The sequence below is a fragment of the Stenomitos frigidus ULC18 genome (assembly GCF_003003795.1).
Classification (GTDB): domain Bacteria; phylum Cyanobacteriota; class Cyanobacteriia; order Leptolyngbyales; family Leptolyngbyaceae; genus Stenomitos; species Stenomitos frigidus_A.
Map to the genome: position 1 here is coordinate 60,892 of NZ_PVWK01000121.1, position 24,506 is coordinate 85,397.

Below are 24,506 nucleotides of genomic sequence, written 5' to 3' on the forward strand. Positions count from 1 at the left end.
AGGATCGTGGATTAAATAAAATCGACAAATTATTTGCAGGTAGGGGCGTACGGCCGTGCGCCCCTACGGGAAATGCCGGAGTTATTAAATTCTTGTTCCTTAGCCTTTTTCTAACAACCGCCTTACCCTTCCAACCAGTCAAAGATTTGCTCTAACTGCTCTAGAGAAACCAGGCCATACTGCCAGAGAATCATCGGCAATGGCCCAGGGTCTTGCTCGGAGTGACGGAGTGCCATTGCGATCGCCGTGGTGGAGAGAGCAAGTTCTTTTTGAAGAAAATTGATGAGCTGAGTATTGCTACGGTCGGATTGCACGGCTAGACTTTTCACCCCTGAATGTTGAGTTACCTGACTGTTGAATTGCTTGAGCGATCGCCCCAGTTAAGGCTCCAGCGTGGCGCTATGCTACTGAAGAGAAACTGAGAAGGCATCATCCACCGGGGCCACCCGATCGAGTGATATTTGCTGATGGCAATCGTGGTTTTACGTATTTGCAACTCACTTAAACCACAATCTTCAGTCAATGAACAGAGAGTTTTTCTGAGTCGTGAGGTCGCAATGGGCGATCGGCCCCACGCTTGGCGTTAAAACCAACAAAAAACAACGCCCAGCTCTACATATAGGGTTATGAGCGATTATGAAGATTTGTCAGTGATGTCTTCGATTGTTAATTAACCCTAACGCCTCAAGCCTTGCAGACGGCCTCGCACTCTTGAGGTTTCGGCAATACTCATTCAAGATGGCGTGAACACCGACCCTAGCGATCGCGCCGACTTCTCTACAATGACGTTAGTAACGTATACCGAACGACTATCGAGGGGACTATGCAGCCAACCAACCCCAATCAATTTACCGAAAAAGCCTGGGAGGCGATCGCGCGCACGCAGGAGGTCGTGAAGCAGTCTCAGCAACAGCAGATTGAATCGGAACATCTGATGAAAGCGCTGTTAGAGCAGGACGGACTCACCAGCAGCATCCTTAATAAGCTTGGCGTAGATGTCAAGCTCGTTCGCGATCGTACAGATGACTTTATTCGTAAGCAGCCAAAGGTTTCTGGCAACAGCACGTCTATTTATTTAGGACGCAGCTTAGATACTCTGCTCGATCGCGCCGATGGCTACCGCAAACAGCTAGGTGACGAGTTTATTTCAGTGGAGCATCTGTTGCTGGGTTATGCCAATGACGATCGCTTTGGTAAAGGATTGCTGGCGGAACTTAAACTAGATGAAACCAAACTCAGAAATGCGATCGACCAGATTCGAGGAAGTCAAAAGGTGACAGACCAAAACCCGGAAGGCAAGTACGAGTCCTTGGAGAAATATGGACGCGACCTGACGCAGTTTGCCCGTGAAGGCAAGCTTGACCCTGTGATTGGGCGCGATGACGAAATTCGCCGCACCATCCAGATCTTGTCTCGTCGCACCAAAAATAATCCCGTGCTGATTGGTGAACCTGGTGTAGGTAAAACCGCGATCGCTGAGGGGCTGGCGCAGCGGATTGTGAGTGGTGACGTACCAGAGTCTTTGCGCGATCGCAAACTCATTGCGCTCGATATGGGGGCGCTGATTGCTGGAGCCAAATATCGAGGTGAATTTGAGGAACGTCTGAAAGCCGTCCTTAAAGAAGTCACGGAGTCGAAAGGGCAACTCATCCTCTTTATCGACGAAATTCATACCGTTGTCGGGGCTGGAGCCACGCAGGGCGCAATGGACGCAGGTAACTTGCTCAAGCCCATGCTGGCTCGTGGTGAACTGCGCTGTATTGGTGCCACAACGCTGGATGAGTATCGGAAATACATTGAGAAAGATGCGGCGTTAGAACGTCGCTTCCAGCAAGTGTATGTGGATCAGCCGAGCGTCGAAGATTCGATCTCAATTTTGCGTGGCTTGCGGGAGCGTTACGAACTACATCATGGGGTTAATATTTCTGACAATGCGTTGATTGCAGCCGCAACGTTATCCGCACGTTATATTGCCGATCGCTTCCTGCCTGACAAGGCAATCGACCTGATCGACGAAGCCGCTGCCAAGCTGAAGATGGAAAAAACCTCGAAACCCGAAGAGCTAGATGAGGTTGATCGCAAAATCTTGCAGCTTGAGATGGAACGGTTGTCGTTGCAAAAAGAAACGGACTCCGCCTCGCGCGATCGCTTGGAGCGACTCGATCGTGAATTAGCCGACCTGAAGGAAACCCAAAGCACTCTCAATGCGCAATGGCAAGCAGAGAAAGGCGTGATGGATCAGATCCAGACCCTTAAAGAGGAAATGGATCAGCTCAACATTCAGATTCAGCAAGCAGAACGGGATTATGATCTGAACCGTGCTGCTGAGCTGAAGTATGGCAAGTTAGCAGGTCTCAATCGCCAACTGCAAGAAGCGGAAGCGAAACTTTCCTCAACGCAATCAAGCGGCAAGTCGCTGTTGCAAAAGGAAGTGACTGAATCTGACATTGCCGAAATCATCTCCAAGTGGACGGGTATTCCCATCAGCAAGCTGGTGGAATCGGAGATGCAGAAGCTCTTGCACCTGGAAGACGACTTGCACAAACGTGTGATTGGTCAGCAAGAAGCGGTTACGGCTGTGGCAGATGCCATTCAGCGATCGCGTGCTGGCTTAGCCGATCCCAACCGTCCCACTGCCAGCTTTATCTTCCTGGGTCCTACAGGTGTGGGTAAAACCGAGTTAGCGAAAGCCCTTGCCGCTTATCTGTTTGATACCGAAGAAGCGATGGTACGCATTGACATGTCTGAGTACATGGAGAAGCACACCGTCTCGCGCTTGATTGGTGCGCCTCCCGGCTATGTGGGCTACGACGAAGGCGGGCAGTTGACCGAAGCAATCCGTCGTCGTCCCTATGCGGTGATTCTGTTCGACGAAATTGAGAAAGCGCATCCAGATGTCTTTAACGTGATGCTGCAAATTCTGGATGACGGGCGCGTGACCGATGCTCAGGGGCACAAGGTGGACTTCAAAAACACCGTCATTATCATGACCAGCAACGTCGGTTCGCAGTTCATCCTGGATCTTGCAGGTGACGATAACCGCTACGACGAGATGCGATCGCGGGTGATGGATGCCATGCGCACTAGCTTCCGCCCCGAATTTCTCAACCGCATTGATGAGATCATCATCTTCCATGCGCTACAGAAATCGGAACTGCGGCAAATCGTCAAACTCCAGACCTTACGACTGGGCGATCGACTGGCAGACCGTAAAATGGCCCTCAAACTCTCCGATAGTGCATTGGACTTTATCGCCGAAGTGGGCTACGACCCTGTGTTTGGTGCCCGTCCACTGAAGCGTGCGATCCAGCGCGAACTCGAAACACAGATTGCCAAAGCCATCCTGCGTGGTGAATTTACCAATGGCGACACCATCTTTGTGGATGTGGAGAATGAGCGGTTGGCATTTAAACGCCTGCCATCAGAAGTCCTGACAACGCAGTAGGCGTGAAGAGTGAGGAGTGAGGTGTGAGGTGTGAAGAGTCAAAATCCACTCAAACCTTAGAACTTGAAACTCAACACGCTTCTCCCGCTCCCCCTGCCCTCCCACTCCCTCCACTCCACCATCAGCGAGATCAATCAGCGGTTACAGAGGAGCGACTGAGGTCAACAGGCAACTCGACGGTAAAGCACGTTTGTCCTTGCTTACTGGTAACGTGGATGGAACCACCCAGGTGGTTGACTAATTTCTTTATGAGCGTTAGCCCTAGCCCTGTGCCGCCTTGCCGCCAACGATCGGCGCTAGGCACACGGTAAAACTGGTCAAAAATAAGAGGGAGTGCAGTCGGCGGAATCTCAACGCCAGAGTTGGCAATCTGAAACTGAACGATGGGTGTGGTGCTGGGTGGAGTTTGTTCGAGTAGTTGCACCGTAACAGTGATGCGCTCATCGGCGGGGGTATATTTGATGGCGTTATTGACCAACTCTGTAATGATTCGGCTCAGCCCAGTGGCATCCGTCATGACAGACGGCAAATCAGGTGCAACATTAATCTGTAGCGCTTGCTGCTGTGCCTTGGCACGTGCTTGAAAGTTCTCGACGATTTCGGGCAGAAAGCGTTGCAGATGAACGGTGCTCAGGTCGATCGTGTAAGCATTGGCATTGAGTCGTTGCAAATCCAGTAAGTCGTTTATGAGCGACGTTTGTCGATCGCACTGGTCGCTGAGAATCTTTAAGTAGCGGATGGTGGGATTTGAGTCTGCGTCACTCACGACAGCAGAGCTATCGCGTTGATCGAGGGTCAGCTCCAACATGCGGATTGCCATTTTGATGTTGGTCAGTGGCGTACGCAATTCATGGGACACCGTATTTAAGAAGTCATCTTTTTGTTGATTGAGGGACTGCAGTTCTGCCATTTGGCTTTCAAGCTGTAGCGATCGCGCGATCGCTATGTTGCGCTCCTCCGCTTGCCGCCGCTCGGTATCATCACGGAAGACAATGACGGCACCTGTAATCACGTTGTTGTCGTCTAGAAACGGCGCGATGCTGGTCATGATCGGCGTATTTTCGGCACTTTGAGAAACGAGTATGAAATCGCCCGCTGGATAAACGAGTGTGCCGCTTTGTAGTGCTTCACTCACGACATTGTGAGCCGACGTTTGTGTTTCTTCGTGAATGATGTGGAAGACGTCGGTAATCGTTTTATTGAGCGCGTCGTCTTGTTTCCAGCCAGTCAGCGCCTCGGCAATGAGATTGAGAAACCGGACGCGACAGTCGGCGTCTACCACAATGATGCCATCACCAATTGACCGCAGAATGCTAGAAAGCCATTGTTCGCGTTTTTGCAGTGCCTGATCCAGGCGAAAGCGTTGCAGTGCCGTCTCGATCGCCACATACATCTCTTGTTCTTCCACTGGCTTCAGCACATAACCAAAGGGACCCGTGGCTTTGGCGCGTTCCATCGTGCCGCGATCAGAGTGCCCGGTAGAATACACTACTGGAATGTGTAGGCGCTGCCAAATCTTTGCGGCGGCTTGGATACCATCCATCACTCCCTTCAGCCGAATATCCATCAGCACCAGGTCAGGAAGTAAGGACGTCGCTGTAGCAACTGCCTCTTCACCTGAAGCAACGACCGCTAGAACTCCATACCCTAAATTTTCCAGGCAATCTTTGATATCAGCCGCAATCACGCTTTCATCTTCCACGACCATAATCTGAATCGTTGTGGGTGCGGTTCGCTCGGGGATCATACTTCGCATAGTACCTCATTGCTGGAAAACGTAATCTCAAATGCCGTGCCATGACTGCCATGCATAGCGATCGTGCCTTCTAGCTGATGTACCAGATCGTTCACTAACTTCAGACCGAGCGAATCCATTTTGGTGAGGTCGAACGTGGGTGGAATGCCGATGCCGTTGTCGCTAATGGTCAGTGTGAGATTGCGATCGATCGTAGTATGAAGTCCGATCGCAATCTCGCCCGTCTGCTCTGCTGGAAACGCATATTTCAGCGCATTCGATACCAATTCGTTAATGATGAGACCGCACGGAATGGCTGTATCGATATCTAGCAGAACCCGCTCAATGTCGGTCTTAAGCTGGATCGCGTTTGACCGAGTATTGTAAGAGCTAAATAAGCTGCTAACTAAATTAGGAATATATTGGCTCAAATCAATGTGAGCTAAATCGTCAGAGCGATAGAGCTTTTCGTGTACCAGAGCGATCGATTTAATCCGATTCTGACTCTCCAACAAAATGCTTGCCGCCTTTTCATCGGTGACGCGTCGATATTGCAGCCGCAGCAGACTGTAAACAATTTGCAGGTTATTTTTCACTCGATGGTGAATTTCCTTGAGCAAAACCTCTTTCTCTTTCAAAGACGCTTGCAACTGTGCTTGTGTTTGGCGCAGTTCTTCAAACCGTTTGGCTGGTGTCACGTCAACGGCAACGCCCAGCGTTTGTTTGGGTGTGCCATCTGGATCGCGAGCAAAGACCGTTTCCTGGCACTGAAAGTAGCGCCATTCACCATCGCAAGCCTTCAGCCGTCGCTCAACATGTAAAATCTCGCCATCGGGAACGGTTTGCCAGAGCGTCACGCTCTCTGCCAATGTTGCCCAGTCATCTGGATGCAGAATCTCGCGTGGGAAGGCTGGTGCAAGCGGCTGGATTTCGCCATCGGCATAGCCAAGCTGCTGCGTTAGCTGGTGGTTAGCGTATATGTTGCGTTGTTCCACCAAGTCAAACACGTAGATCGTGGCGGGGCTGGTATCCGCAATTTTTTGAGCAAAGCGCTGGCTTTCCCGCAGTGCTGCTTTGGTCTCCTTAATTTTGGTAATGTCACGCCCTACCGACTGAAACTCGACGAACTGACCGTCTTTGTCAAACAGCATGCGGTTATGCCATTGCGTCCAGCGCACCGCACCATCGACAATGACGCGATTTTCAATGATCACAAACGGGTTATCCCGGTTCATCGATCGCACCTGGTGATCCACGTATTCGTGGTCTTCCTCAAAGACGATCGGCGCGTAACGGCTGCCAATGATGGTTTCTCGCGACACGCCAAAATAGCGACAATACGCTTCATTCACAAAGGTGAGGGTGCCATCTGCCTCGAAGCGTGTAATCAACTCGGTCTGGTCTTCCACAATCGCCCGGTAGCGGGCTTCGCTCACCCGTAGAGCGGCATCAATCTGCTTGCGCTCGACAATCTCGTGCTCCAGTTCTCGATTCGCTCGTTCCAGTTCAACAGGACTGGGTATTGCCAGCAGTTTTGGCATGAGCGGGATGAGTTCTAACGCGGTGATGATGGAGATCGCAGCCGTCGCCATTTTGATAGTGCCCGACAACCAGTAAACGGGATGCCAGAGCGTCAAAATCTCTAAAAGATGCGTGGTGCCGCACGCAACAATAAACGCCCCAAACAGCAAAAAGACCCAGCGAAACGGTAAGTCTCGCCGCTGCCGCACAAAGTAGAGTAGCGTGATGGGAATGGAGTAATAGGCGATCGCAATCAGGGCATCCGCAAGGATGTGTAGCCCTACTAACCCTGGTTGCCAAAGATAGCAATGTCCATGTGGAATGAATGATCCCGTACTAAAGAACGTCTGGATAGCATTCAACATATAGGACTGTCTTTATGCGAGTTGTTCAACGCTGCGCCAAGCCTGATTTACTTTGACCCTAACAAAAGTAAGCCCAAAGCTTCCGCAATTCAACGCAGAAACTGTGAAGATTCGAGCCGTTTAGCGGCAGACAAAGCCCCCTTTTCTGTAAATAAAAAAGACAGCCTGAAAAACGTCCGTAATTCAACGGAAGAACTGTAAAGTTATTTAACATTTAGCGCCAAACAACCCGGTTTCCAGGTGAGCAACGCCCTGACGTTGACAAGACACCGAAGATCTAAAGTTTGGGATTGAAGGGAGACAGCTTACAATTTTGACGGGTCAATCGATCGTGCGCTGAGCAACAGCTATAAAGGCGGTTATGCCATTGGTACAACAAGCAGAACTTCAGGAAAAAGCCTCCATACAGCCAATTTGGCGCGTAATGCAGAGTTTGAGCGTTTATCGCTGGACGGCGATCGGTGCCTTGCTCAGTCTGCTCCTTCTGACAGTCGCCAGTGCTGTCACGCCTCAATTGTTTCGCTGGGGCATCGATCAGGGCATTGCGAAACAGAATTTACAAATTGTGCTGTACAGCGCTGGGTGGATGATGATTGCCGCGATCGGGCGTGGGTTGTTCAACTTTGGGCAAAGCTATTGGGCAGAAGCAGCCTCTCAGGGCGTTGCCTACGATTTACGCAACAAGATTTTCAGCCAGATCCAAAACCTCAGCTTTAGCTATCACGACCAGTCGCAGACCTCGCAACTGCTGACCCGTGTGACCAGCGACATTGAGCAGATTCGCGCCTTTCTCAGCACGAGCTTGATACAGGTCATTAACTCAGTGGTCACACTGGTGGCGATCGCGTTCATCCTGCTGATCATGAACTGGAAGCTAGCGCTCATCACCCTAACCGTTGTGCCGATGGCGGGATGGCTGCTGGCAAACTTTCTCACCCGCAATGGAGCGCTCTTTAAGCAGGTGCAGGAGCAACTGGGCGACCTCAACGCCATCCTGCAAGAAAACCTGCTGGGTATTCGCGTGGTCAAAGCGTTCGTGCGCGAATCGACCGAAATGACCCGCTACACGTCGATGAATGATGCCCTTGTCCGGGCAAACATGAAAACTATTCGCGCCATTCGCAACACCTTCCCGTTCATCTTTCTGTTGAGCAATTTGGTGACGCTGGCAGTGTTTGGCTATGGCGGTGCAGAGGTCATCGGCGGCAGATTCTCTGTAGGCGAATTGGTTGCGTTCAATTCCTATCTCCTGTTGATTCTGCAGCCCATTTTGCTAATTGGCTTTGCGGCACCCGCGATCGCCCAGGCAGCAGCATCGGCCGAACGGGTGTATGAAGTGGTCGATGCAGCAGTGGAGATCCGCGATCGACCAAATGCCATGCCCTTTGAAACCTGTGGCGGCAGAATCACCTTTGAAAACGTGTCCTTCCGCTATCCCGGTGCGACCACCGAAGCCCTCAAAAGTGTTTCCTTTGAAACCAGACCGAATGAACTGATTGCGGTGCTGGGGATGACGGCATCGGGTAAAAGCACGATCATGAACTTGCTGCCTCGCTTTTACGATGCGACGGCTGGCGCAATCCGCATTGATGGACGGGATGTGCGCGATTTCACACTCAAAAGCTTGCGATCGCGCATTGGTATTGTGTTCCAAGAAACGACGCTGTTTTCTGGTACGCTTCGCGAAAATATTGCCTACGCTAAACCCAATGCCTCCTTAGAACAAGTGATCGAAGTTGCCAAAGCGGCTCAAATGCACGACTTCATCATGGGCTTACCCAATGGCTATGAGACGATCGTGGGTGAACGCGGCGTCGGTTTATCCGGTGGACAAAAACAACGATTGGCGATCGCTCGTACCCTCTTAACTGACTACAGCATCCTGATTTTGGATGACAGCACCTCTGCAGTAGACGCCCAAACCGCTGCCCAAATTCAGACAGCCCTGGATGAACTGATGCGCCAACGCACCTGCACCTCGTTTGTGGTCGCTCAACGCATCAGCACCGTCCAAAACGCCGATCGCATTTTTTTGATGGACAAAGGCCATTTAGTGGCGCAGGGAAGCCATCAAGAGTTGATGCAAACCAGCCCACTCTACAGCGTCATTTTGGAATCGCAAGTAAAGCGATCGCCATCCCTCATTCCTCTCTCCAATCGCTAGACTAAACAAGTGCCCTATCGTCGCCTTGAACCGTCTTGCTGCCATGCTCAACTTTGGTCAAATCATTACTGAGCAAACCGATACGATTCTCAACGTGTGGATCGAGTCCGTGCGACGCGATCGCCACTTGAAGAGTGATGACACGCTTTCTCCAACCGCAATCAAAGATCACTTACCTATGGTGTTGGAAGCACTGGCAACAGTGCTGTCACGCAGCGAGGACGATGACCTGCAGTTGCTTGTGGATGCCAGTTTGCAGCATGGGACGCTACGTGCGCAGCAAGGGTTTGATCCGGTAGAAATCGTGCGGGAATATCGGCTCTTGCGACGAGCGCTTTTTGCCACTCTAGAAGCTGATCTTTTACGTGAGTCGGCGATCGAGGTCTATCGCGTTTTTCGTTTGATCGACATGGTCATTGATGAAGCGATCGCTCAATGCTTCAAAAGCTATGTCGGCGAGCGGATGAAAGAGCTAGAGCAGTTGCAGCGTCAACTGGCAATGACCGGGCAAGAAATGAATCGTCTGGTGCGTACCAATCAAGATGGGTTGTCTTTGCTGACCGATGAACTGAACGTTCGGCTCAACACGATCGTCGGCTTTTCGGAACTGTTTCTACGTCAACAGCAAAAGCAACAAGCACTGCCGCAAGATACAGTGCCTAAAATCGACCACATTGAGCGTGTGGTGCGGAACGGTCGCTATCTGTTGCACCTGATTAACGATTTAAACGAACTCTCTCGCTATAAAGCTGGAAAACTCAAGCTGCACCTGATGACCACAAATGTTCGCGCGATCGTCCAAGAAATTGTGCAGGTGATGACACCGACGATCGCCGCCAAGGAGTTGCAGGTCAGCGTCGATTGTGCGACGGCTCCTGACCAAGTTCTGTCTGATCCGTTGCGCCTGCATCAAATCATTACTAACCTTCTGCACAATGCCATCCGCTACACCAATACTGGCTCGATTCAGCTACACGCTCAGTCATTGCCCGAAGACCGCTGGTCGATCGCCGTAATCGATACGGGCGTCGGCATTGCGCCAGAAGATCAAGCCAACATTTTTGAACCCCAGTTTCAGCTGGAAACCAGCGATCAATCCCGTGATTTTGACAGCAAAGGGTTGGGGTTGGCGAGCGCCTCTCGTCTCGTCAACTTATTACAAGGCGAGATCACCGTGACGTCTACCTTAGGCGTCGGTTCTATCTTTACGGTCACGTTTCCACTCCACGTGACGCTAGCAGAGGCTCATACAACAGATGGCGCGATCGAGTAGCTCTACGCTTCGATCCTGAGATCTTGGTATGCTGAGATGTGAACTGTCCTACGATGCAAAGCCATGCCTGCACTCAGCACACCTGCACCCTCTCTCGCTTTTCCCCTCGCTGCAGTGGTTGGTCAGGAAGCCATTAAACTCGCGCTGTTGCTAGCAGCCGTTGATCCAGGTTTAGGGGGCGTCGTGATTGCGGGACGTCGTGGGACGGCAAAATCAGTGATGGCACGAGCACTCCATGCCCTTTTGCCACCGATCGAAATTGTCCAAGGCTCTCTCAACAGCGATCCGCTGCATCCCGAAGAGTGGGACGACGAGACGCTAGAAAGGCTAAAGGATGAAGGATCACGGATAAAAGGGGAAACAGATTCATCCTTTAGCCTTGAGACTTTAGACTTTCCTACCGAGGTGATTCCTGCGCCCTTTATACAAATTCCCCTAGGCATTACGGAAGATCGTCTATTGGGCTCAGTGGATGTTAGCCAGTCGATTAAGCGCGGGGAGACGGTATTTCAACCAGGGCTACTGGCAGAAGCGCATCGGGGCGTGCTTTACATTGATGAAATCAATTTGCTAGACGACCAGGCTGCCAACCTATTGCTCTCCGTTCTCACGGATGGACGCAACCAGATTGAGCGCGAAGGCATTAGCTTTCAGCATCCCTGTAAACCACTACTGGTAGCCACATACAACCCTGAAGAAGGAAACCTGCGCGAGCATTTGTTAGACCGCATTGCGATCGCCCTTTCTGCTGATATGGTGCTGGGGTTAGACGATCGTGTCCTGGCAGTGGAGCAGGCCACCCGCTACGCTGACTCACCGCAAGCGTTTCTCGCTCAGTACGCGGAAGACCTCGACTCTCTCAAAACACAAATCGTGCTGGCGCGAGAATGGCTTAAAGATGTGCAGTTAACCTCTGCCCAGGTCGAATATCTCGTCAATGAAGCCATTCGCGGTGGCGTGATGGGGCATCGAGCCGAGTTGTTTGCCGTCCGTGTTGCCAAAGCTCATGCTGCGCTGGATGGTCGCACAGATGTCACCGCAGACGATTTGCGTCGTGCGGTTGAGTTGGTCATTGTGCCGCGATCGACCATTGTGCAGACACCACCGGAAGCACCGCCACCGCCGCCACCGCCGCCACCCGAAAGCCAACAAGAACCAGAGGACGAATCGGAAGAAGATCAGGACGATCGCGACGACGATGAGGAGCAAGAGGAACAAGAGGAACAAGAGCAAGAAACACCCAGCATTCCCGAAGAATTTATCTTTGATCCGGAAGGCGTAATCCTCGATCCATCCGTGCTTTACTTTGCTCAAACTGCCACTCGTCAGGGCAAATCTGGCAGTCGTGCGACCATTTTCTCGGACGATCGGGGTCGCTATGTCAAACCCATGCTGCCCAGAGGGAAAGTACGCCGTATTGCTGTCGATGCCACGCTAAGAGCCGCAGCGCCCTATCAGAAATCGCGACGGGCAAGGAGAGAGGAGTCAGCGGTCAGCAGTCAGCGGTCAGCGGTCGACAGTCAGCAGCCGTCCAATGCTACACCCTACACGCCACACCCTATCCCCCGCAAACGAGTCTTTGTCGAACAAGCAGACATTCGAGCCAAACGGCTGGCACGTAAAGCAGGAGCACTCGTAGTCTTCGTAGTGGATGCGTCTGGTTCGATGGCGCTTAACCGGATGCAGTCGGCGAAAGGAGCCGTGCTGCGGCTGCTAACTGAGGCATACCAGAATCGTGATCAAGTATCGTTGATTCCGTTTCGGGGAGAGCAAGCCGAAGTGTTGCTGCCACCAACCCGATCGATCGAGGCCGCTAAACGACGTCTGGATCAAATGCCGTGCGGTGGTGGGTCACCCTTAGCGCACGGACTGACGCAAGCAGTAAGAGTCGGCGTGAATGCCAGACAGTCTGGTGATATCGGGCAGGTGCTAGTTGTCGCCATCACGGATGGACGCGGTAATGTGCCACTGGCACGATCGCTCGGCGAAACCATTCCGCCCGACGAAAAGCCCGACATCAAAGCAGAACTGCTCGACATTGCCACCAAAATCCGCGCCCTCAACATTCAACTGCTGGTCATTGACACCGAAAACAAGTTCATTTCTACAGGCTTCGCGAAGGAACTGGCACAGCAAGCAGGCGGCAAATACTACCACCTACCGAAAGCCAACGATCAGGCGATCGCGGCCATGGCACGAGGAGCCATGCGCGATATGAGTCGGCCTTGAGCGGTTAGCGGTCAGCGGTCAGCGTAGGATTTAAAGCTGAAAGCTGAAGGCTAAAAGCTGAAAGCCAAATGGATTGCGCTATACCAGGAACAGCTTCGCCAGCCAAGCAGTCTAAGCTAGACAGGCGTGCGATCGACTTGGGTATACTGAGAAATCCGAGCCTTCAATCTATTATCGACAGTTGCAACCCTATGACACGCAAATACCTGAAGCAAACAATTTCCAGTCTTCCCTTTCGCAAAACCCAGCGGAGGCTGTTGAGCAAGGAATTGGATTTGCTACTCCTCACGGGTTGCTCCTGCTTGCTCACTCTGTTGCATCACCCCATCAGCGAAGCCATTCAAGCACAATCCCCTGCTCGTAATGCGCCGATCGAGACATCAACTCAAACTGGGCCAAGCAGTACCAAACTAGCAGGACAATTTTCTGTCACCATGCCGCCAGAGCGTAAGAAGCTAAAAGTGGTGAAGGAAGGCTGAGTAGTTTTTGGTTTTTAGTTGTTAGTTTTTAGTTGTTAGAGAAAAGGGGCTAGGAAGTAATTCAAAACTCAAAACTCTCCTTATCCCTCTTCCTTAGCCCGATCGCCATGTGATTCGCAGGGCGGCGCTGAAATGGAGCGATCGAGCCACGCAACAGCTTGCTGGAGTCTGGGCAACGCTTCTTCGGACTGGTCTTTAAGCAGGAAGACGATCGCAGCGGCGGCCTGCTCATTGGCGCGGGCTTTGCGGTTGGACTTGAGGCGGTGCCAGTCGCGATCGGCGATCGCAAGTTTTTCGAGCAGTGCTTGAGCGAGTTCGGCAGCACTAAACTGACTCAAGCTATTGCCAGGAGCCATGACGGTTGGTGCGGTTTTAGCAGAAAGAGAAGTATCGGGCATACGGTTCTTGCGATCGTGGGCATAATCAAGAGTATCTCTACTCTACTACTGCTGTTATGACGTTGCCGCCGCCATCGCCTGATTCTGCTTCTAGCCACGACAGTGATGGACTGCTGTCAGAGGCACAGGCGTTTGAGCAGGAATTAGCGACCGTTGAGCGATCGCTCCATGACCTCAAGGAACGCTATACGCAAATACAGCAGGATCAGCAAATTCAAGCGCAGTTTCAGGAACGCCAAGAGCAGCTTAAACGGCAACTCCAGCGATCGCCGACTGCCGAACTCAAAGCCGAGTTAAGCCGCCTGCAGACGCAACTCGACGAACTCGAAGTCAACCTGGAAAGTAAACTTTTCACTTGGGGCAGTTTGCGAGAACCCTTCTGGCAAATTATTCGCTTTGGTGGGTTGGGTCTTGTGATTGGTTGGTCGATCGCCTTCGCGGTGTTCCAAAGTCCCAATCCGTCTCCTCGCCCTCCGCTCCCCGCTCCCCAATCCTCGCAACCAGAAAAGTAGATGGAGTGGTTAATATATTCTTAACAGCTAGCTCAACAGATGTATGAAAATCAGAGCCATTGTTCATCCAGCAGAAGAAGGCGGCTATTGGGCGGAGGTTCCTGCACTGCCCGATTGCATTACCGAATGAGACACAATGGAAGAGGTGATGGCTAACTTAAAGGATGAAGTTGAAGGATGGCTGGATGTTGCCAATAGTCTTATTAACAAAAGGTAGGGCGAAATTTTACCCTGTGGCAAAGTCAACTTTGTCGTACAGATCGGCAAAGGAAATTTCAAACGGGATGGTGTTAAGTTTCAGCGTTGACATTTCACCGTCATACTCAGAAAAAAGCCATTGATGCGGTTCAGTTTTGTAGTATTGCTCAACGTGCATCGAGTATTGATCAATCAAAACATACTCTTGAAAGCCAGGAATCGTGCGACACGCTTTGAATTTTTCACCCTGGTCATACGCCTGCGTTGAGTCTGATAACACTTCGGCAATCATCACCGGATTGGTCAGCGTATCGTTGCGCCCTTCTTGAAGTTGCAACGCGCCTTGAACCACCATCACATCTGGGTAGGTATAAAGCCGTCGCGCTGGAATCCACAACCGCTGGTCTGTAACAAAAACGCGATATGGTTGACGTCTGAGCGCAAAATTTAGGGAACCGCTGAGGTTCAACGCAATTTGGTTATGGTTGGGCATCCCGCCTGCCATCGGCACAATTTCCCCATCGCTATATTCATGTCGTTCTTGCGCCGTTTCTTCAAGCGTTAAGTAAGCTTCAGGCGTGTAGTACTTTGCTTCAGCTTGCATAATCATGGGGATTTCACCTCCGATGGTTAGGTTTGCTAGTTCCTCGATCGCTCATGCTGGTTACACATCAAGATTCTACGAAACCAAACGCTAGAAAGACAAAGAGGCTGAGTCTACTATTGACCCAACCTCACGCTTTAAGCATTGCTTGTTCTGACTGTAAAAGCGCCGTTGGCTAAAAACTACGAAGCCATCGCAACTTCAACCATTTCTTGCAGTTCACCCTTTTGGTAAAGCTCAATTAGAATATCGGAACCGCCTACAAATTGGCCGTCCACATAAACCTGAGGAATCGTCGGCCAGCTAGAGTATTCTTTAATGCCCTGGCGAATATCAGCATCGGCCAGCACATCGACTGTCTCGAAGGGAACGCCGAGCGTGTTGAGGATTTGCACCACGTTGTTGGAAAAGCCACACTGGGGCATCAGCTTGTTGCCCTTCATGAAGACCATGATTTTGTTTTGTTTGATCAGGGTTTCGAGGCGCTCTTGGGTTTCGGGAGTCATAGGTTTGGAGTGATGAGGTGTGTACAAGAAGACTGGTATCAAGCTAAGTTCGATCAAAGCGAGTCGATCGGCGATACAATTCAGACCGCTTGACTAGCGACCGCCCAATCTTGAGGGGTATACGTCTTAATTGCCATCGCGTGAATTGCCCCGCTGAGCAAGTGCTGCTGGACTGCCTTATTCACCAACTGATGCTGCTGCACCAAACGTTTACCATCAAATTGTGATGATACGACCGTCACTTCGTAGTGTTCGCCATCGTTTGTCAACACCTGAACCTGGGCATCCGGCAGTTCAGCTTTGATCATGGTTTCAACCTGATCAGGGCTAATCATTTGCGCTCCTTGGTCACTGCTTAAGTTCCTCACTCTAGTCTAACGTTCAGTGTCAAGCTGAGTCTCATCGTTTTAAGGGCAGATGCGATCGAGCCAATTCTTTACGCCAGGCCTCTACCAGCCCAATCTCTTTCTGTTAACGAGGGGCTGCGCTCGGCTGGTCTGCACGAGGGCGAGGGTAGGGCGCATCCACAAAGCCCAACTCAAGCAGTTGCTGGTAGGCTTTTTGCCCCAGGCTGCGCGTTGGCTGTTGGCTACGGATAATTTGTACAAGTAGAGGCACTGCCAGTTCTGGCTGGCTTTGGGCACGATGCACCAGCGCCAGTTGATAGGTTGCCTGGTCACGCATTTCGGCTGCTTCCAAAGCTTTACGACGTTGAGTGTCGGCAATGCGATTATCGATACCAGAAAAGCTCCCAGCCAGATCTTGATAAAAGTTGGAAAGCTGGTTGAAGACCTGACGCGCTTCCTGAAGCTTTTTAATCGCAGTGGGATAATTTTGAGCAGTCACGGCCTTGTCTGCTTCGTCCAGCAAGCGCTTACCGCCTTGCTGGCTGAGCAGTCCCGCGTCTTGATCGGTTGGTTTCAAAACGCTTGGATCGTTAGGGTCGATCGGCTGTGCACGATTCGGGCTGGCTGGGAGAGCCTGGGCAAGACTGCTTCCGGGCTTCAGCAGGACAGAAGCCGCCAGGAGTGACAGGGCGATCAGCCCTGCGGTGCGGAGGATACGAGTAGTTCCAAAGGATTCCATGAGGCAGCTCTAGCTCTAATTGCAGAAAACAGAAGAAACACAACTGTATCAAAACTGTGGGTATATTACCATTGCAGAGTGACTCTGCGCCTGAGTAGTTTTAGTGACTAGTAAGGGGCGCTGAATGAATCTGGTCGCTCTTGGCAGTCAGCCATCAGCGTTTAGCGTGTTTGATTTGCATGTTCTTTATGCATTAGTAAGACTGGTGAGGGCTATTGGGCACAGCGGATGAGAAGGCGTATGGCATGCCCCTGCACCCGATTCCCAATTCCCTACCCCCTTTTTCTCAATGAGGTGTTTCAATGACGGATCAAACGCCAGCAAATTCGGCACCAGGCACTCAAGGTGCAGCAATGCCCGAGTCGAGCATCAGTAGGGTGTTGCAGCGCGGTGGCGAAGAACTGTTGCTGGAGAAGGTGGACGATCGCTTTACGCTCAATGCCATCAACAAAGCCGCGATCGCGGGTCTGATCCAACCGCTCCCTGCTGATGTCAGTCCAACACGCATACCCGCTAAACTTACAGAGATTGTGGTCGATCCGGCTCAGCGTGACACCGTGATGCAGCAACTGCGCGATGACGATGCGGTGAACTACACCAGTCATGTGTATCAACTCAAAGATGATCCAGCCTCGCGGCTATATCTGACCAATCAACTAACGGTGCAGTTCGCTACAACTGTCACAGCAGAGACAATCGCTCAAATTACCGGGGCGGTGGGGCTACGTCAGGTGAAGCCGATTGCGGGGGTGCCCAACACATTTGTCTTTGAAGCGACCGCCAGTGCGCAAGAAAATCCGCTCAAAATCGCCAATCGCCTGATGCAGCGATCGGAGGTGCTGACGGCAGAACCAAACATCATCGTGCGCACCCAATCGCACTACCGTCCCCGCGATCCGATTTACCCCAAGCAGTGGCATCTCAACCACAACGGCGGGGCTGACCTGGCTCCCAATTCTCATGTTTCAGCTGAGAAAGCGTGGGACATTACGCGCGGCATTCGCTCGGTGACGATCGCCATCATGGATGACTCGGTAGATCTGACCCATCCTGACTTTCAGGGCATTGGCAAAATCGTGGCTCCCCGTGACTTCAAAGAAAATGACTTTCTGCCACTGCCGGGCGATCCAGACGACAATCATGGCACTGCCTGCGGCGGCGTTGCCACTGCCGAAGAGAATGGAATTGGAGCGATCGGTGTAGCACCGGGTTGCGCCTTGATGCCCATCCGCACGACGGGCTTTTTAGATGACCAGACGATCGAAGACTTATTCGGTTGGGCAGTCGCCAAAGGTGCATCGGTCATCTCCTGTAGCTGGGGTCCCGCCTCCGTATATTTCCCGCTGTCACTGCGACAGCGTGCTGCACTCACCCAGGCTGCCACCAACGGTCGGCGTGGTAAAGGCTGCGTCATTGTGTTTGCAGCCGGAAATGCCAACCGACCCACCAATGGCACTGTGAATGAAAGCGGCTGGCCCAACAACGCCTTGAGCGGTGACACTGCCTGGCTGGGAGGTTTTACAGTCCATCCCGATGTCATCACGGTCGCGGCGTCAACCAGTCTCAATAAAAAAGCAGCGTATAGCAACTGGGGTGCAGAAGTCTCTGTCTGTGCACCCAGCAACAATGCGCCGCCAGGAATCGGACTTCAAGACCTTGGTTATGTTTTTACACCACCGCAAGTGAGAGGTGCACTACCAGGGTTGGGTATTGTAACCACCGATCGCGTCGGAGCAGCAGGCTACGCGCCGGACAATATTGCGATCGACTTTGGTGGTACATCCAGCGCCTGTCCGCTTGTAGCTGGCGTGGCAGCATTGGTACTCTCAGCCAACCCCGATTTAACCGCAGCCGAAGTCAAGCAACTGCTGCAACAAACGGCCGACAAAATTGTGGACTCCAACCCTGATCCACAGTTTGGCTTCCGCAAAGGCACCTACGAAGCAGGAGGACGCTGCGACTGGTTTGGCTATGGCAAGGTCAATGCCGCGAAGGCAGTACAGGCGGCAGTACAGCGACAAGCCATGGCAGCGATCGCCCCTTCTCGCCAACTGCAACAGCAAAATACCACCAGTGTGGCGATTCCTGACAACGATTCACAGGGTGTAACGAGCACAATCCAGATGACAGAGGCAGGTACGGTGAGATCGATCCAGGTCAGTGTGGCGATCGACCATAGCTTTCTGGGCGACCTGGAAATCAGCCTGACGTCCCCCTCGGATCAAATTATTTTACTCCAAAGTCGTCTACTCGGACGGAGCACCCGACTACAAACGACCTACACATTACAAACAACTGCACTACTCAGACGCTTCTTAAACCAACCCGCTCAAGGGCGTTGGCAACTGCGCGTGGTTGATGCAGCTGAAGGTGACATAGGAACGCTGAATAGTTGGACGTTGACATTGGGAGTTTGAGAGAGGGTGTCTGTAGGGGCGTTCCATGGAACGCCCCTACAGACGAAAAGTCATTCCACCAAATGATGATCCATAGCAAAACGAACCAGTTCAGCGCGATTGCTGGTGTCGGTTTTGCGGAGGAGGCTGCTGACGTATTTTTCAACCGTGCGGGGGCTCAAGTGCAACGATTCACCAATTTGCATATTTGAGTGCCCATCCGAAAGGATTTTGAGCACCTCGCGTTCGCGTTGAGTAAGGTTCAGCGCCGCAACGGCTACTGATAGCGCGGCATGCTGTGCGATCGACTGATATTCGTTACGACCTGACGGAGACGATCGCGCCTCTGTCTGCTCAGCGTCACGGCGGGCTGCATCCCCCCGTGCAAAGCGCCACTCTAACTCAATCAACTGCAGTCGCTCCAGCAGATTTCGCACTACTGCCCCTAACTCTTGTAGTTCGAAGGGTTTAGACAGGTAAACATCGCAGCCCGCTTGATACCCTCGAATCCGCTCTTGAGTGTCGTTACGTGCCGTCAAAAAGACGACAGGCAGCAGTCGCGACGTGGGACGCTGCCGAATGCGACTTACCAACTCGTAACCATCCATCTGCGGCATGGTGATATCGGTGATCACGAGATGAGGCTGGTATTCATCAACCAGTCTCAGCGCTTCTTGACCATTTTCGGCCGCAATGACCAGATAACCGTTTGCCCCGAGGTAATCACTGATGGACAGCCGCGTGCCCAAGTCATCATCAGCAACAAGGATTGTGAGAGGCATACAGAAGCCGCTGCTAGTGTTGTCTAAGCCTTGAAGTATGTCAATTTTAAAGGATTCGGAGTGTCAAAGCTAAAATATAGCGGTTTCTCAGTCTCTATGGATCATGGCTGAGCGATCGCTGCCAAACGTTACGGCAGCGATCGCTCACCCTCTAGTCACTCATCACTGAACACCGACCTTTAAGCTGGCAGGCTCACCCGGATTACCTTCTAGCACCACACCACGCTGGTTCGTTGAGAGATGCCGGACAATCTTGTAGATAATCTCAATTTTGTCGGAAGCACCAATGTTTGCCGCCAATGTTTCCAAAGAGAGCAGTTGCCCGTTGGGCTTGAGCGCTGCCAAGACCTGCGTTTGCAGCGCCAAAATGTCTGCCGCTGCTTTTTTACCCGCTTCAACACCCGGTTGATGGTAGGCATTGACATGCACCAGAAAGCCATACAAACCGACTGCCCGTTCATAAAGTGCGATCAATGCACCAACCAGCTTGGCAGACACTTCAGGAATGGTAACGGTGATGGAATCACGATGATTTTCGTAGAGTGCCTGTCGCGTGCCCTGGAGTAAGCCAGACAAGTAGTCGCCAGCTGTTGCACCAGGTTCGACTTCGATCGACGAGCCCTTGCGATCGCTCAACACTTCGATAAAGGTCAGGAAGAAGTTGGGCACCCCTTCGCGCAACTGCTGCACATAGGCATGTTGGTCGGTTGTCCCTTTGTTGCCGTAGACCGCAATACCTTGATAGACCGTCTTGCCGTCCAGATCCGTTTCCTTACCCAGAGACTCCATGACGAGCTGCTGGAGGTAACGGCTAAACAGCAACAGGCTATCTTTATACGGCAACACCACCATATCTTTTTCGCCTTTGCCGTTACCTGCAAAATACCAGGCAAGAGCTAACAGCGCCGCTGGGTTTGCCTTCAGTTGAGGAAGGCGCGTCGCCGCATCCATCTCTTTGGCACCTGCCAACATGCTGCGGATATCGATGCCCTGCAGCGCTGCGTCAAGCAGCCCAACAGCCGACAGTTCCGACGTGCGCCCTCCCACCCAATCGAACATGGGGAAGGTTGCCAACCAGCCTTCCGATCGCGCCAGTGCATCCATTTTGCTACCAGGCATGGTAATCGCGACGGCTTGTCTGGCAAAATCTAAGCCCTTGTCTGTAAAGGCTTTCTTCGCCTCAATCATGCCGTTACGGGTTTCAGGCGTGCCGCCCGACTTAGTAATGACAATCACCAGCGTGCTACTCAACCGATCGCCCAGCTCCTTAAACACGCGATCGAAACCATCCGGGTCAGTGTTATCAAAAAAGTGAATGGTTAATGGTGGTGCAGCAGGAGCGAGAGCGGCAGCGACGAATTGTGGTCCAAGTGCAGATCCCCCAATGCCGATCGACAGAATATCGGTATATTTTGTGGACTGAGGCGGGCAGATCTCACCCGCATGAATTTTGTGGGCAAACGCTTCTAGTTGGTCGAGCGCCTCGCTGATTTCTTGTTTGAGCGCTGGTGTCGGAGCCAAGTCAGGATCGCGCAGCCAGTAGTGACCCACCATGCGGTTTTCGTCGGGATTGGCGATCGCGCCGCCTTCCAACGCCGCCATGTCCTTAAATGCCTGCTCAAATTTGGGCTGCATGGTGGCGACAAAGGCGTCGTCAAAGCGCATGCGGCTGATGTCTAAGTAGAGCCCCAAGCCTTCGTGATAGTAAAGCCAGTCCTGGTAACGTTGCCAGAGTGCAGCAGCATCCATAGCGGGGTTCACGCCTCTTAACGTTCGTCACTGCCAGTGTATCCGGGCACGGGGCTAGGAACGGTAGGTTTTGGAAAGAAATAACAAAGTAGAAGGTGAGAAAGTTGGGAGCAGAGGGTACAAGGGGAGCGGAAGGTGCAAGAGGAGCGAAGGAGGTTTAGCTTTTAGCCGTCTGCCTCCCGTCTTCCCCCGCCTCCCCATCTTCCCGTCTTCCCCCGCCTCTCTGCCACTCTCTACTCCCACGCCCTTTCTCACAAATCCGGCTTCGGCAACAGTCGTAAAAATTTAACAATTTGTCCAGTGATTTCGAGGCTGATGAAGTAGCGATCGATCGTAAATCGGTAAAAAATAGCGCTGGAGCCGAGCGATCGAAACGCCGGTAACGACTGCAGTTGATGGACACTCGAAAAGTCTTCAAACACAAACTGCTGAATGCGCTGCCGGGCGATGGGCTCCAGCTTTTTCAGATCGAGTAAGAACGATCGTGCATAGCGGACTTCTAGGCCTTTGGCGTTCTGCATTGTGCGGGCGAGGGGAGTCTTGCCGTTCATCTTGCGGTTATCTTGCTGACAGTAAGCGAAGCGCTTCGTCACGCGTTAAGGTATCACCAGGCTTTAACGTTTGCTTACAGGCTTGCGTTGCCCGCAGCATATAAAAGTCGCAGTAGAGTTCAGAGAGAACGATCCAAACATCGAGCAGTTCATCATCCGCTAGCTGCTCGACGAGGTGATGTGCCCGATCTTTGAGAAGACTCATAATGCCCTCGAACGAAAGGTTCAACGGAGACAGATTCGTGTAGTCTCAGAATGCCCAAACAAGGAAGCAAAGCACTCGTTGGGAGGCAAATTAACGCCGCTATTCTTACTTGTATGAGCCTATTCGGCGCGAAAGGCTCCGTATAAGATGTATCTCTACTGGCTCAAATTGACTGGTAGGATACGATCCAATCGCCCTTTGCTCACATTGCTCATGCTCGATTTCAGCGGCATTCTGCTGTTTTTTACGCCCGGTTACCTTGTCTCGCTGATTATCTTTACTGCAACCTTTGCGCTGTTTAGCCTGGGCTTGAATTTGCAGTGGGGCTTCACAGGGTTAATTAACTTTGGTCACATCGCCTTTATGACGGTTGGAGCGTATACCACTGTCCTGGTGAGCATGAAGGGGGTACCGCTCATTTTGGCGGTGCTCATTGGGGCGTGTCTGGCGGCTGGCTTAGGTCTGCTGATTGGGCTTTCCACACTGCGCCTGCGGGAAGATTATTTGGCGATCGTCACGATCGGCGTGTCTGAAGTTATTCGTCTCATCGCGCTCAACGAAGAATGGCTCACCCAAGGCGCACGAGGCGTTTACAGCTATCCCCTGCCGCTGGAAGCGCTAACCCGACCAACCCTGATCAGCAAAATTGGCATGATTGGCATTTGGACAGCCATTTTTGCGCTGGCTGGCTGGCAGTTGTGGCGCTGGACGTGGAAGCGACTCGATCGCCTGGGGCAGAAAGACACCCGTGAGGGCATCCAGTCGGGACAAATCGGCAAACTGTCATTGGGTATCGCGACTGCTATTTTGGGACTGCTGCTCTATTGGGCAGGCGCAGTATCACTCTACGATTACTCCTATAAAGCGGGACTGATGCTGGTGCTGGTGCTGGTGTTGGCGCTGGTCTATTGGCGTTTAGAGGCACTGGTACGATCGCCCTGGGGTCGTGTCCTCAAAGCCATTCGTGAAGATGAGGAAATCGCTAAAGCGCTGGGCAAGAATGTGTTTTGGTACAAGCTGCAATCACTCATGCTGGGTGGGGCGATCGCGGGCATTGCGGGAGCCTTCTACGCATGGCAGTTGAGCTTCATTAATCCGGATGGCTTCATTCCCTTGATTACGTTTCAGGCATGGACGATCGTCGTTCTGGGTGGGGCTGGCAACAATGCTGGAACCCTGCTGGGAGCGGCAATCTTTTGGGCGTACAACTCAGTGACACGGTTTCTGTTGCCCGCGATCGCCCCGGCGCTACACGCGATCGTGCCTGCCATTCCGCCGACGTTGGATGAAGGCAGAGCCGGAGCCTTTCGGATTATGATCATTGGCTTACTGCTGATTGTGCTGATGATGGCGCGACCGCAGGGCATTTTAGGCAAAAAGGAGGAACTCTCTCTTGGTCGATGAAAACCCCAATGCGGTTGATCCGGTAGAGCATTTAAGCCATCCTGACAGTGAAGATCTGGCAGACATCCTGGCAGATGTGGAAATGGCAGATGTGGAACCGATCGAGCGTCCTGCCAAGCTGCAACTACCACTACTGGCGGCAAGTGGGTTGATCAAGAGCTTTGGTGGATTGGTGGCGATCGATCACGCCTCGATCGAAGTCGCCAAAGGCAGTATCACCGGACTCATTGGACCCAACGGAGCCGGAAAAACGACGCTGTTTAACCTGCTGTCAAACTTCATCCATCCTGACAAAGGGCGTGTGCTGTTCGATGGCGAACCCATTCACCAGCTCCAGTCGTACCAGATCGCCCAACGCGGTATGATTCGTACCTTTCAAGTCGCACGAGTCCTCTCTCGCCTCTCTGTACTAGAAAATATGCTGCTGGCAACCCAACATCAAACAGGGGAAAATTTTTGGCTCACCTGGTTTAAACAAAAGCAAATTACTGCCGAAGAACGCCAGCAGCGCGAACAGGCAATGACCATTCTGGAGTCGATCGGACTCGCACACATGGCGCACGAATACGCAGGAGCCTTATCCGGTGGTCAACGCAAACTCCTGGAAATTGGACGAGCGCTGATGAGCCAGCCCAAGCTGATTTTGCTCGATGAACCCGCTGCGGGAGTCAATCCCACACTGATTAAGCAAATCTGCGATCGCATCCTCACCTGGAACCGCGAAGGACTCACTTTTTTGATCATCGAACACAACATGGACGTGATTATGTCCTTGTGCGATCGTGTCTGGGTTCTCGCCGAAGGACGCAACCTTGCTGTTGGCACCCCCACCGAAATTCAAACCAACGCTCAGGTGCTAGAAGCCTATTTGGGGCAGTAACCCAAACCAACAGTCTAGGGTTAG

Annotated in this window: 21 protein-coding genes; 9 read left to right on the forward strand and 12 right to left on the reverse strand. The window is 52.2% G+C overall.

The genetic code is table 11. From position 1 onward, the window contains the following. Positions 1 to 122: 122 nt before the first annotated feature. Complete coding sequence (locus tag C7B82_RS22125) at positions 123 to 314, reverse strand: DUF2949 domain-containing protein (RefSeq protein ID WP_245940043.1); 192 nt, start codon at positions 312 to 314, stop codon at positions 123 to 125. 509 nt (positions 315 to 823) lie between these two features. On the opposite strand from C7B82_RS22125, the gene clpB reads away from it, so the two are divergent. Beyond that, positions 824 to 3,445, forward strand: coding sequence for an ATP-dependent chaperone ClpB (clpB, locus tag C7B82_RS22130; RefSeq protein ID WP_106258652.1), 2,622 nt, complete (start codon positions 824 to 826; stop codon positions 3,443 to 3,445). A gap of 130 nt (positions 3,446 to 3,575) precedes the next feature. Here clpB and C7B82_RS22135 read toward each other — a convergent pair whose 3' ends face one another. Together C7B82_RS22135 and C7B82_RS22140 are read right to left on the reverse strand one after the other, a co-directional pair. Then, positions 3,576 to 5,201: a hybrid sensor histidine kinase/response regulator gene (locus C7B82_RS22135; RefSeq protein WP_219904637.1), complete on the reverse strand. Its 1,626-nt coding sequence runs from the start codon at positions 5,199 to 5,201 to the stop codon at positions 3,576 to 3,578. Next, positions 5,189 to 7,066 carry a sensor histidine kinase gene (locus C7B82_RS22140; RefSeq protein ID WP_106258655.1) on the reverse strand — a complete coding sequence of 626 codons (1,878 nt, stop codon included), beginning with the start codon at positions 7,064 to 7,066 and terminating at the stop codon, positions 5,189 to 5,191. The genes C7B82_RS22135 and C7B82_RS22140 overlap by 13 nt, the downstream gene beginning before the upstream one ends. Before the next feature lie 361 nt (positions 7,067 to 7,427). Here C7B82_RS22140 and C7B82_RS22145 point away from each other — a divergent pair, with 361 nt between their 5' ends. The 4 genes from C7B82_RS22145 to C7B82_RS22160 all read left to right on the forward strand — a co-directional run bounded on the left by C7B82_RS22145 (position 7,428) and on the right by C7B82_RS22160 (position 13,211). Beyond that, entirely contained in the window at positions 7,428 to 9,230 is a 1,803-nt protein-coding gene (locus tag C7B82_RS22145; protein WP_219904638.1) for an ABC transporter ATP-binding protein, read from the forward strand. A 25-nt stretch (positions 9,231 to 9,255) separates the two neighbouring features. Next, entirely contained in the window at positions 9,256 to 10,503 is a 1,248-nt protein-coding gene (locus C7B82_RS22150) for a sensor histidine kinase (RefSeq protein WP_219904639.1), read from the forward strand. Positions 10,504 to 10,566: 63 nt separating this feature from the next. Further along, a complete protein-coding gene (gene bchD, locus C7B82_RS22155; RefSeq protein WP_106258657.1) occupies positions 10,567 to 12,732 on the forward strand; it encodes a magnesium chelatase ATPase subunit D in 2,166 nt (721 codons plus the stop codon). A gap of 191 nt (positions 12,733 to 12,923) precedes the next feature. Further along, on the forward strand, positions 12,924 to 13,211 hold the full coding sequence (locus tag C7B82_RS22160; protein ID WP_106258658.1) for a hypothetical protein: 288 nt from the start codon (positions 12,924 to 12,926) through the stop codon (positions 13,209 to 13,211). Between the two features lie 80 nt (positions 13,212 to 13,291). On the opposite strand, the gene C7B82_RS22165 is transcribed toward C7B82_RS22160, so the two are convergent. Then, on the reverse strand, positions 13,292 to 13,609 hold the full coding sequence (locus C7B82_RS22165) for a DUF6439 family protein (RefSeq protein ID WP_339375286.1): 318 nt from the start codon (positions 13,607 to 13,609) through the stop codon (positions 13,292 to 13,294). Between the two features lie 56 nt (positions 13,610 to 13,665). Between C7B82_RS22165 and C7B82_RS22170 the strand changes: the two genes are divergently transcribed. Further along, positions 13,666 to 14,121 carry a sll0565 family protein gene (locus C7B82_RS22170; protein WP_245940044.1) on the forward strand — a complete coding sequence of 152 codons (456 nt, stop codon included), beginning with the start codon at positions 13,666 to 13,668 and terminating at the stop codon, positions 14,119 to 14,121. A 226-nt stretch (positions 14,122 to 14,347) separates the two neighbouring features. Here C7B82_RS22170 and C7B82_RS22180 read toward each other — a convergent pair whose 3' ends face one another. The 4 genes from C7B82_RS22180 to C7B82_RS22195 all read right to left on the reverse strand — a co-directional run bounded on the left by C7B82_RS22180 (position 14,348) and on the right by C7B82_RS22195 (position 16,515). Next, complete coding sequence (locus C7B82_RS22180; protein ID WP_181357609.1) at positions 14,348 to 14,929, reverse strand: Uma2 family endonuclease; 582 nt, start codon at positions 14,927 to 14,929, stop codon at positions 14,348 to 14,350. A gap of 176 nt (positions 14,930 to 15,105) precedes the next feature. Continuing rightward, the gene (gene grxD / locus C7B82_RS22185; RefSeq protein WP_106258659.1) at positions 15,106 to 15,429 is read right to left on the reverse strand and encodes a Grx4 family monothiol glutaredoxin; all 324 of its coding nucleotides are present in this window, start codon (positions 15,427 to 15,429) and stop codon (positions 15,106 to 15,108) included. A gap of 80 nt (positions 15,430 to 15,509) precedes the next feature. After that, positions 15,510 to 15,764 (reverse strand): BolA family protein, encoded by a 255-nt coding sequence (locus tag C7B82_RS22190; protein ID WP_106258660.1) that lies wholly within the window; start codon positions 15,762 to 15,764, stop codon positions 15,510 to 15,512. A 136-nt stretch (positions 15,765 to 15,900) separates the two neighbouring features. Next, a complete protein-coding gene (locus C7B82_RS22195; protein WP_106258662.1) occupies positions 15,901 to 16,515 on the reverse strand; it encodes a hypothetical protein in 615 nt (204 codons plus the stop codon). Between the two features lie 302 nt (positions 16,516 to 16,817). On the opposite strand from C7B82_RS22195, the gene C7B82_RS22200 reads away from it, so the two are divergent. Next, positions 16,818 to 18,932 (forward strand): S8 family serine peptidase, encoded by a 2,115-nt coding sequence (locus C7B82_RS22200; protein ID WP_106258663.1) that lies wholly within the window; start codon positions 16,818 to 16,820, stop codon positions 18,930 to 18,932. Positions 18,933 to 18,982: 50 nt separating this feature from the next. Here C7B82_RS22200 and C7B82_RS22205 read toward each other — a convergent pair whose 3' ends face one another. From C7B82_RS22205 to C7B82_RS22220, 4 genes are all read right to left on the reverse strand, one after another. Beyond that, positions 18,983 to 19,693: a response regulator transcription factor gene (locus C7B82_RS22205; RefSeq protein WP_106258665.1), complete on the reverse strand. Its 711-nt coding sequence runs from the start codon at positions 19,691 to 19,693 to the stop codon at positions 18,983 to 18,985. Positions 19,694 to 19,855: 162 nt separating this feature from the next. Beyond that, on the reverse strand, positions 19,856 to 21,442 hold the full coding sequence (locus C7B82_RS22210; protein WP_106258666.1) for a glucose-6-phosphate isomerase: 1,587 nt from the start codon (positions 21,440 to 21,442) through the stop codon (positions 19,856 to 19,858). Between the two features lie 251 nt (positions 21,443 to 21,693). After that, entirely contained in the window at positions 21,694 to 22,035 is a 342-nt protein-coding gene (locus C7B82_RS22215) for a cytotoxic translational repressor of toxin-antitoxin stability system (protein ID WP_245940045.1), read from the reverse strand. Then, entirely contained in the window at positions 22,001 to 22,198 is a 198-nt protein-coding gene (locus C7B82_RS22220) for a hypothetical protein (RefSeq protein ID WP_106258668.1), read from the reverse strand. Before C7B82_RS22220 ends, C7B82_RS22215 begins: the two co-directional genes overlap by 35 nt. A 213-nt stretch (positions 22,199 to 22,411) precedes the next feature. Between C7B82_RS22220 and C7B82_RS22225 the strand changes: the two genes are divergently transcribed. Both C7B82_RS22225 and C7B82_RS22230 read left to right on the forward strand, forming a co-directional pair. Next, the gene (locus C7B82_RS22225; RefSeq protein ID WP_106258712.1) at positions 22,412 to 23,602 is read left to right on the forward strand and encodes a branched-chain amino acid ABC transporter permease; all 1,191 of its coding nucleotides are present in this window, start codon (positions 22,412 to 22,414) and stop codon (positions 23,600 to 23,602) included. Continuing rightward, complete coding sequence (locus C7B82_RS22230) at positions 23,592 to 24,482, forward strand: ABC transporter ATP-binding protein (RefSeq protein WP_339375287.1); 891 nt, start codon at positions 23,592 to 23,594, stop codon at positions 24,480 to 24,482. Before C7B82_RS22225 ends, C7B82_RS22230 begins: the two co-directional genes overlap by 11 nt. The last annotated feature ends 24 nt before the right edge of the window (positions 24,483 to 24,506 follow it).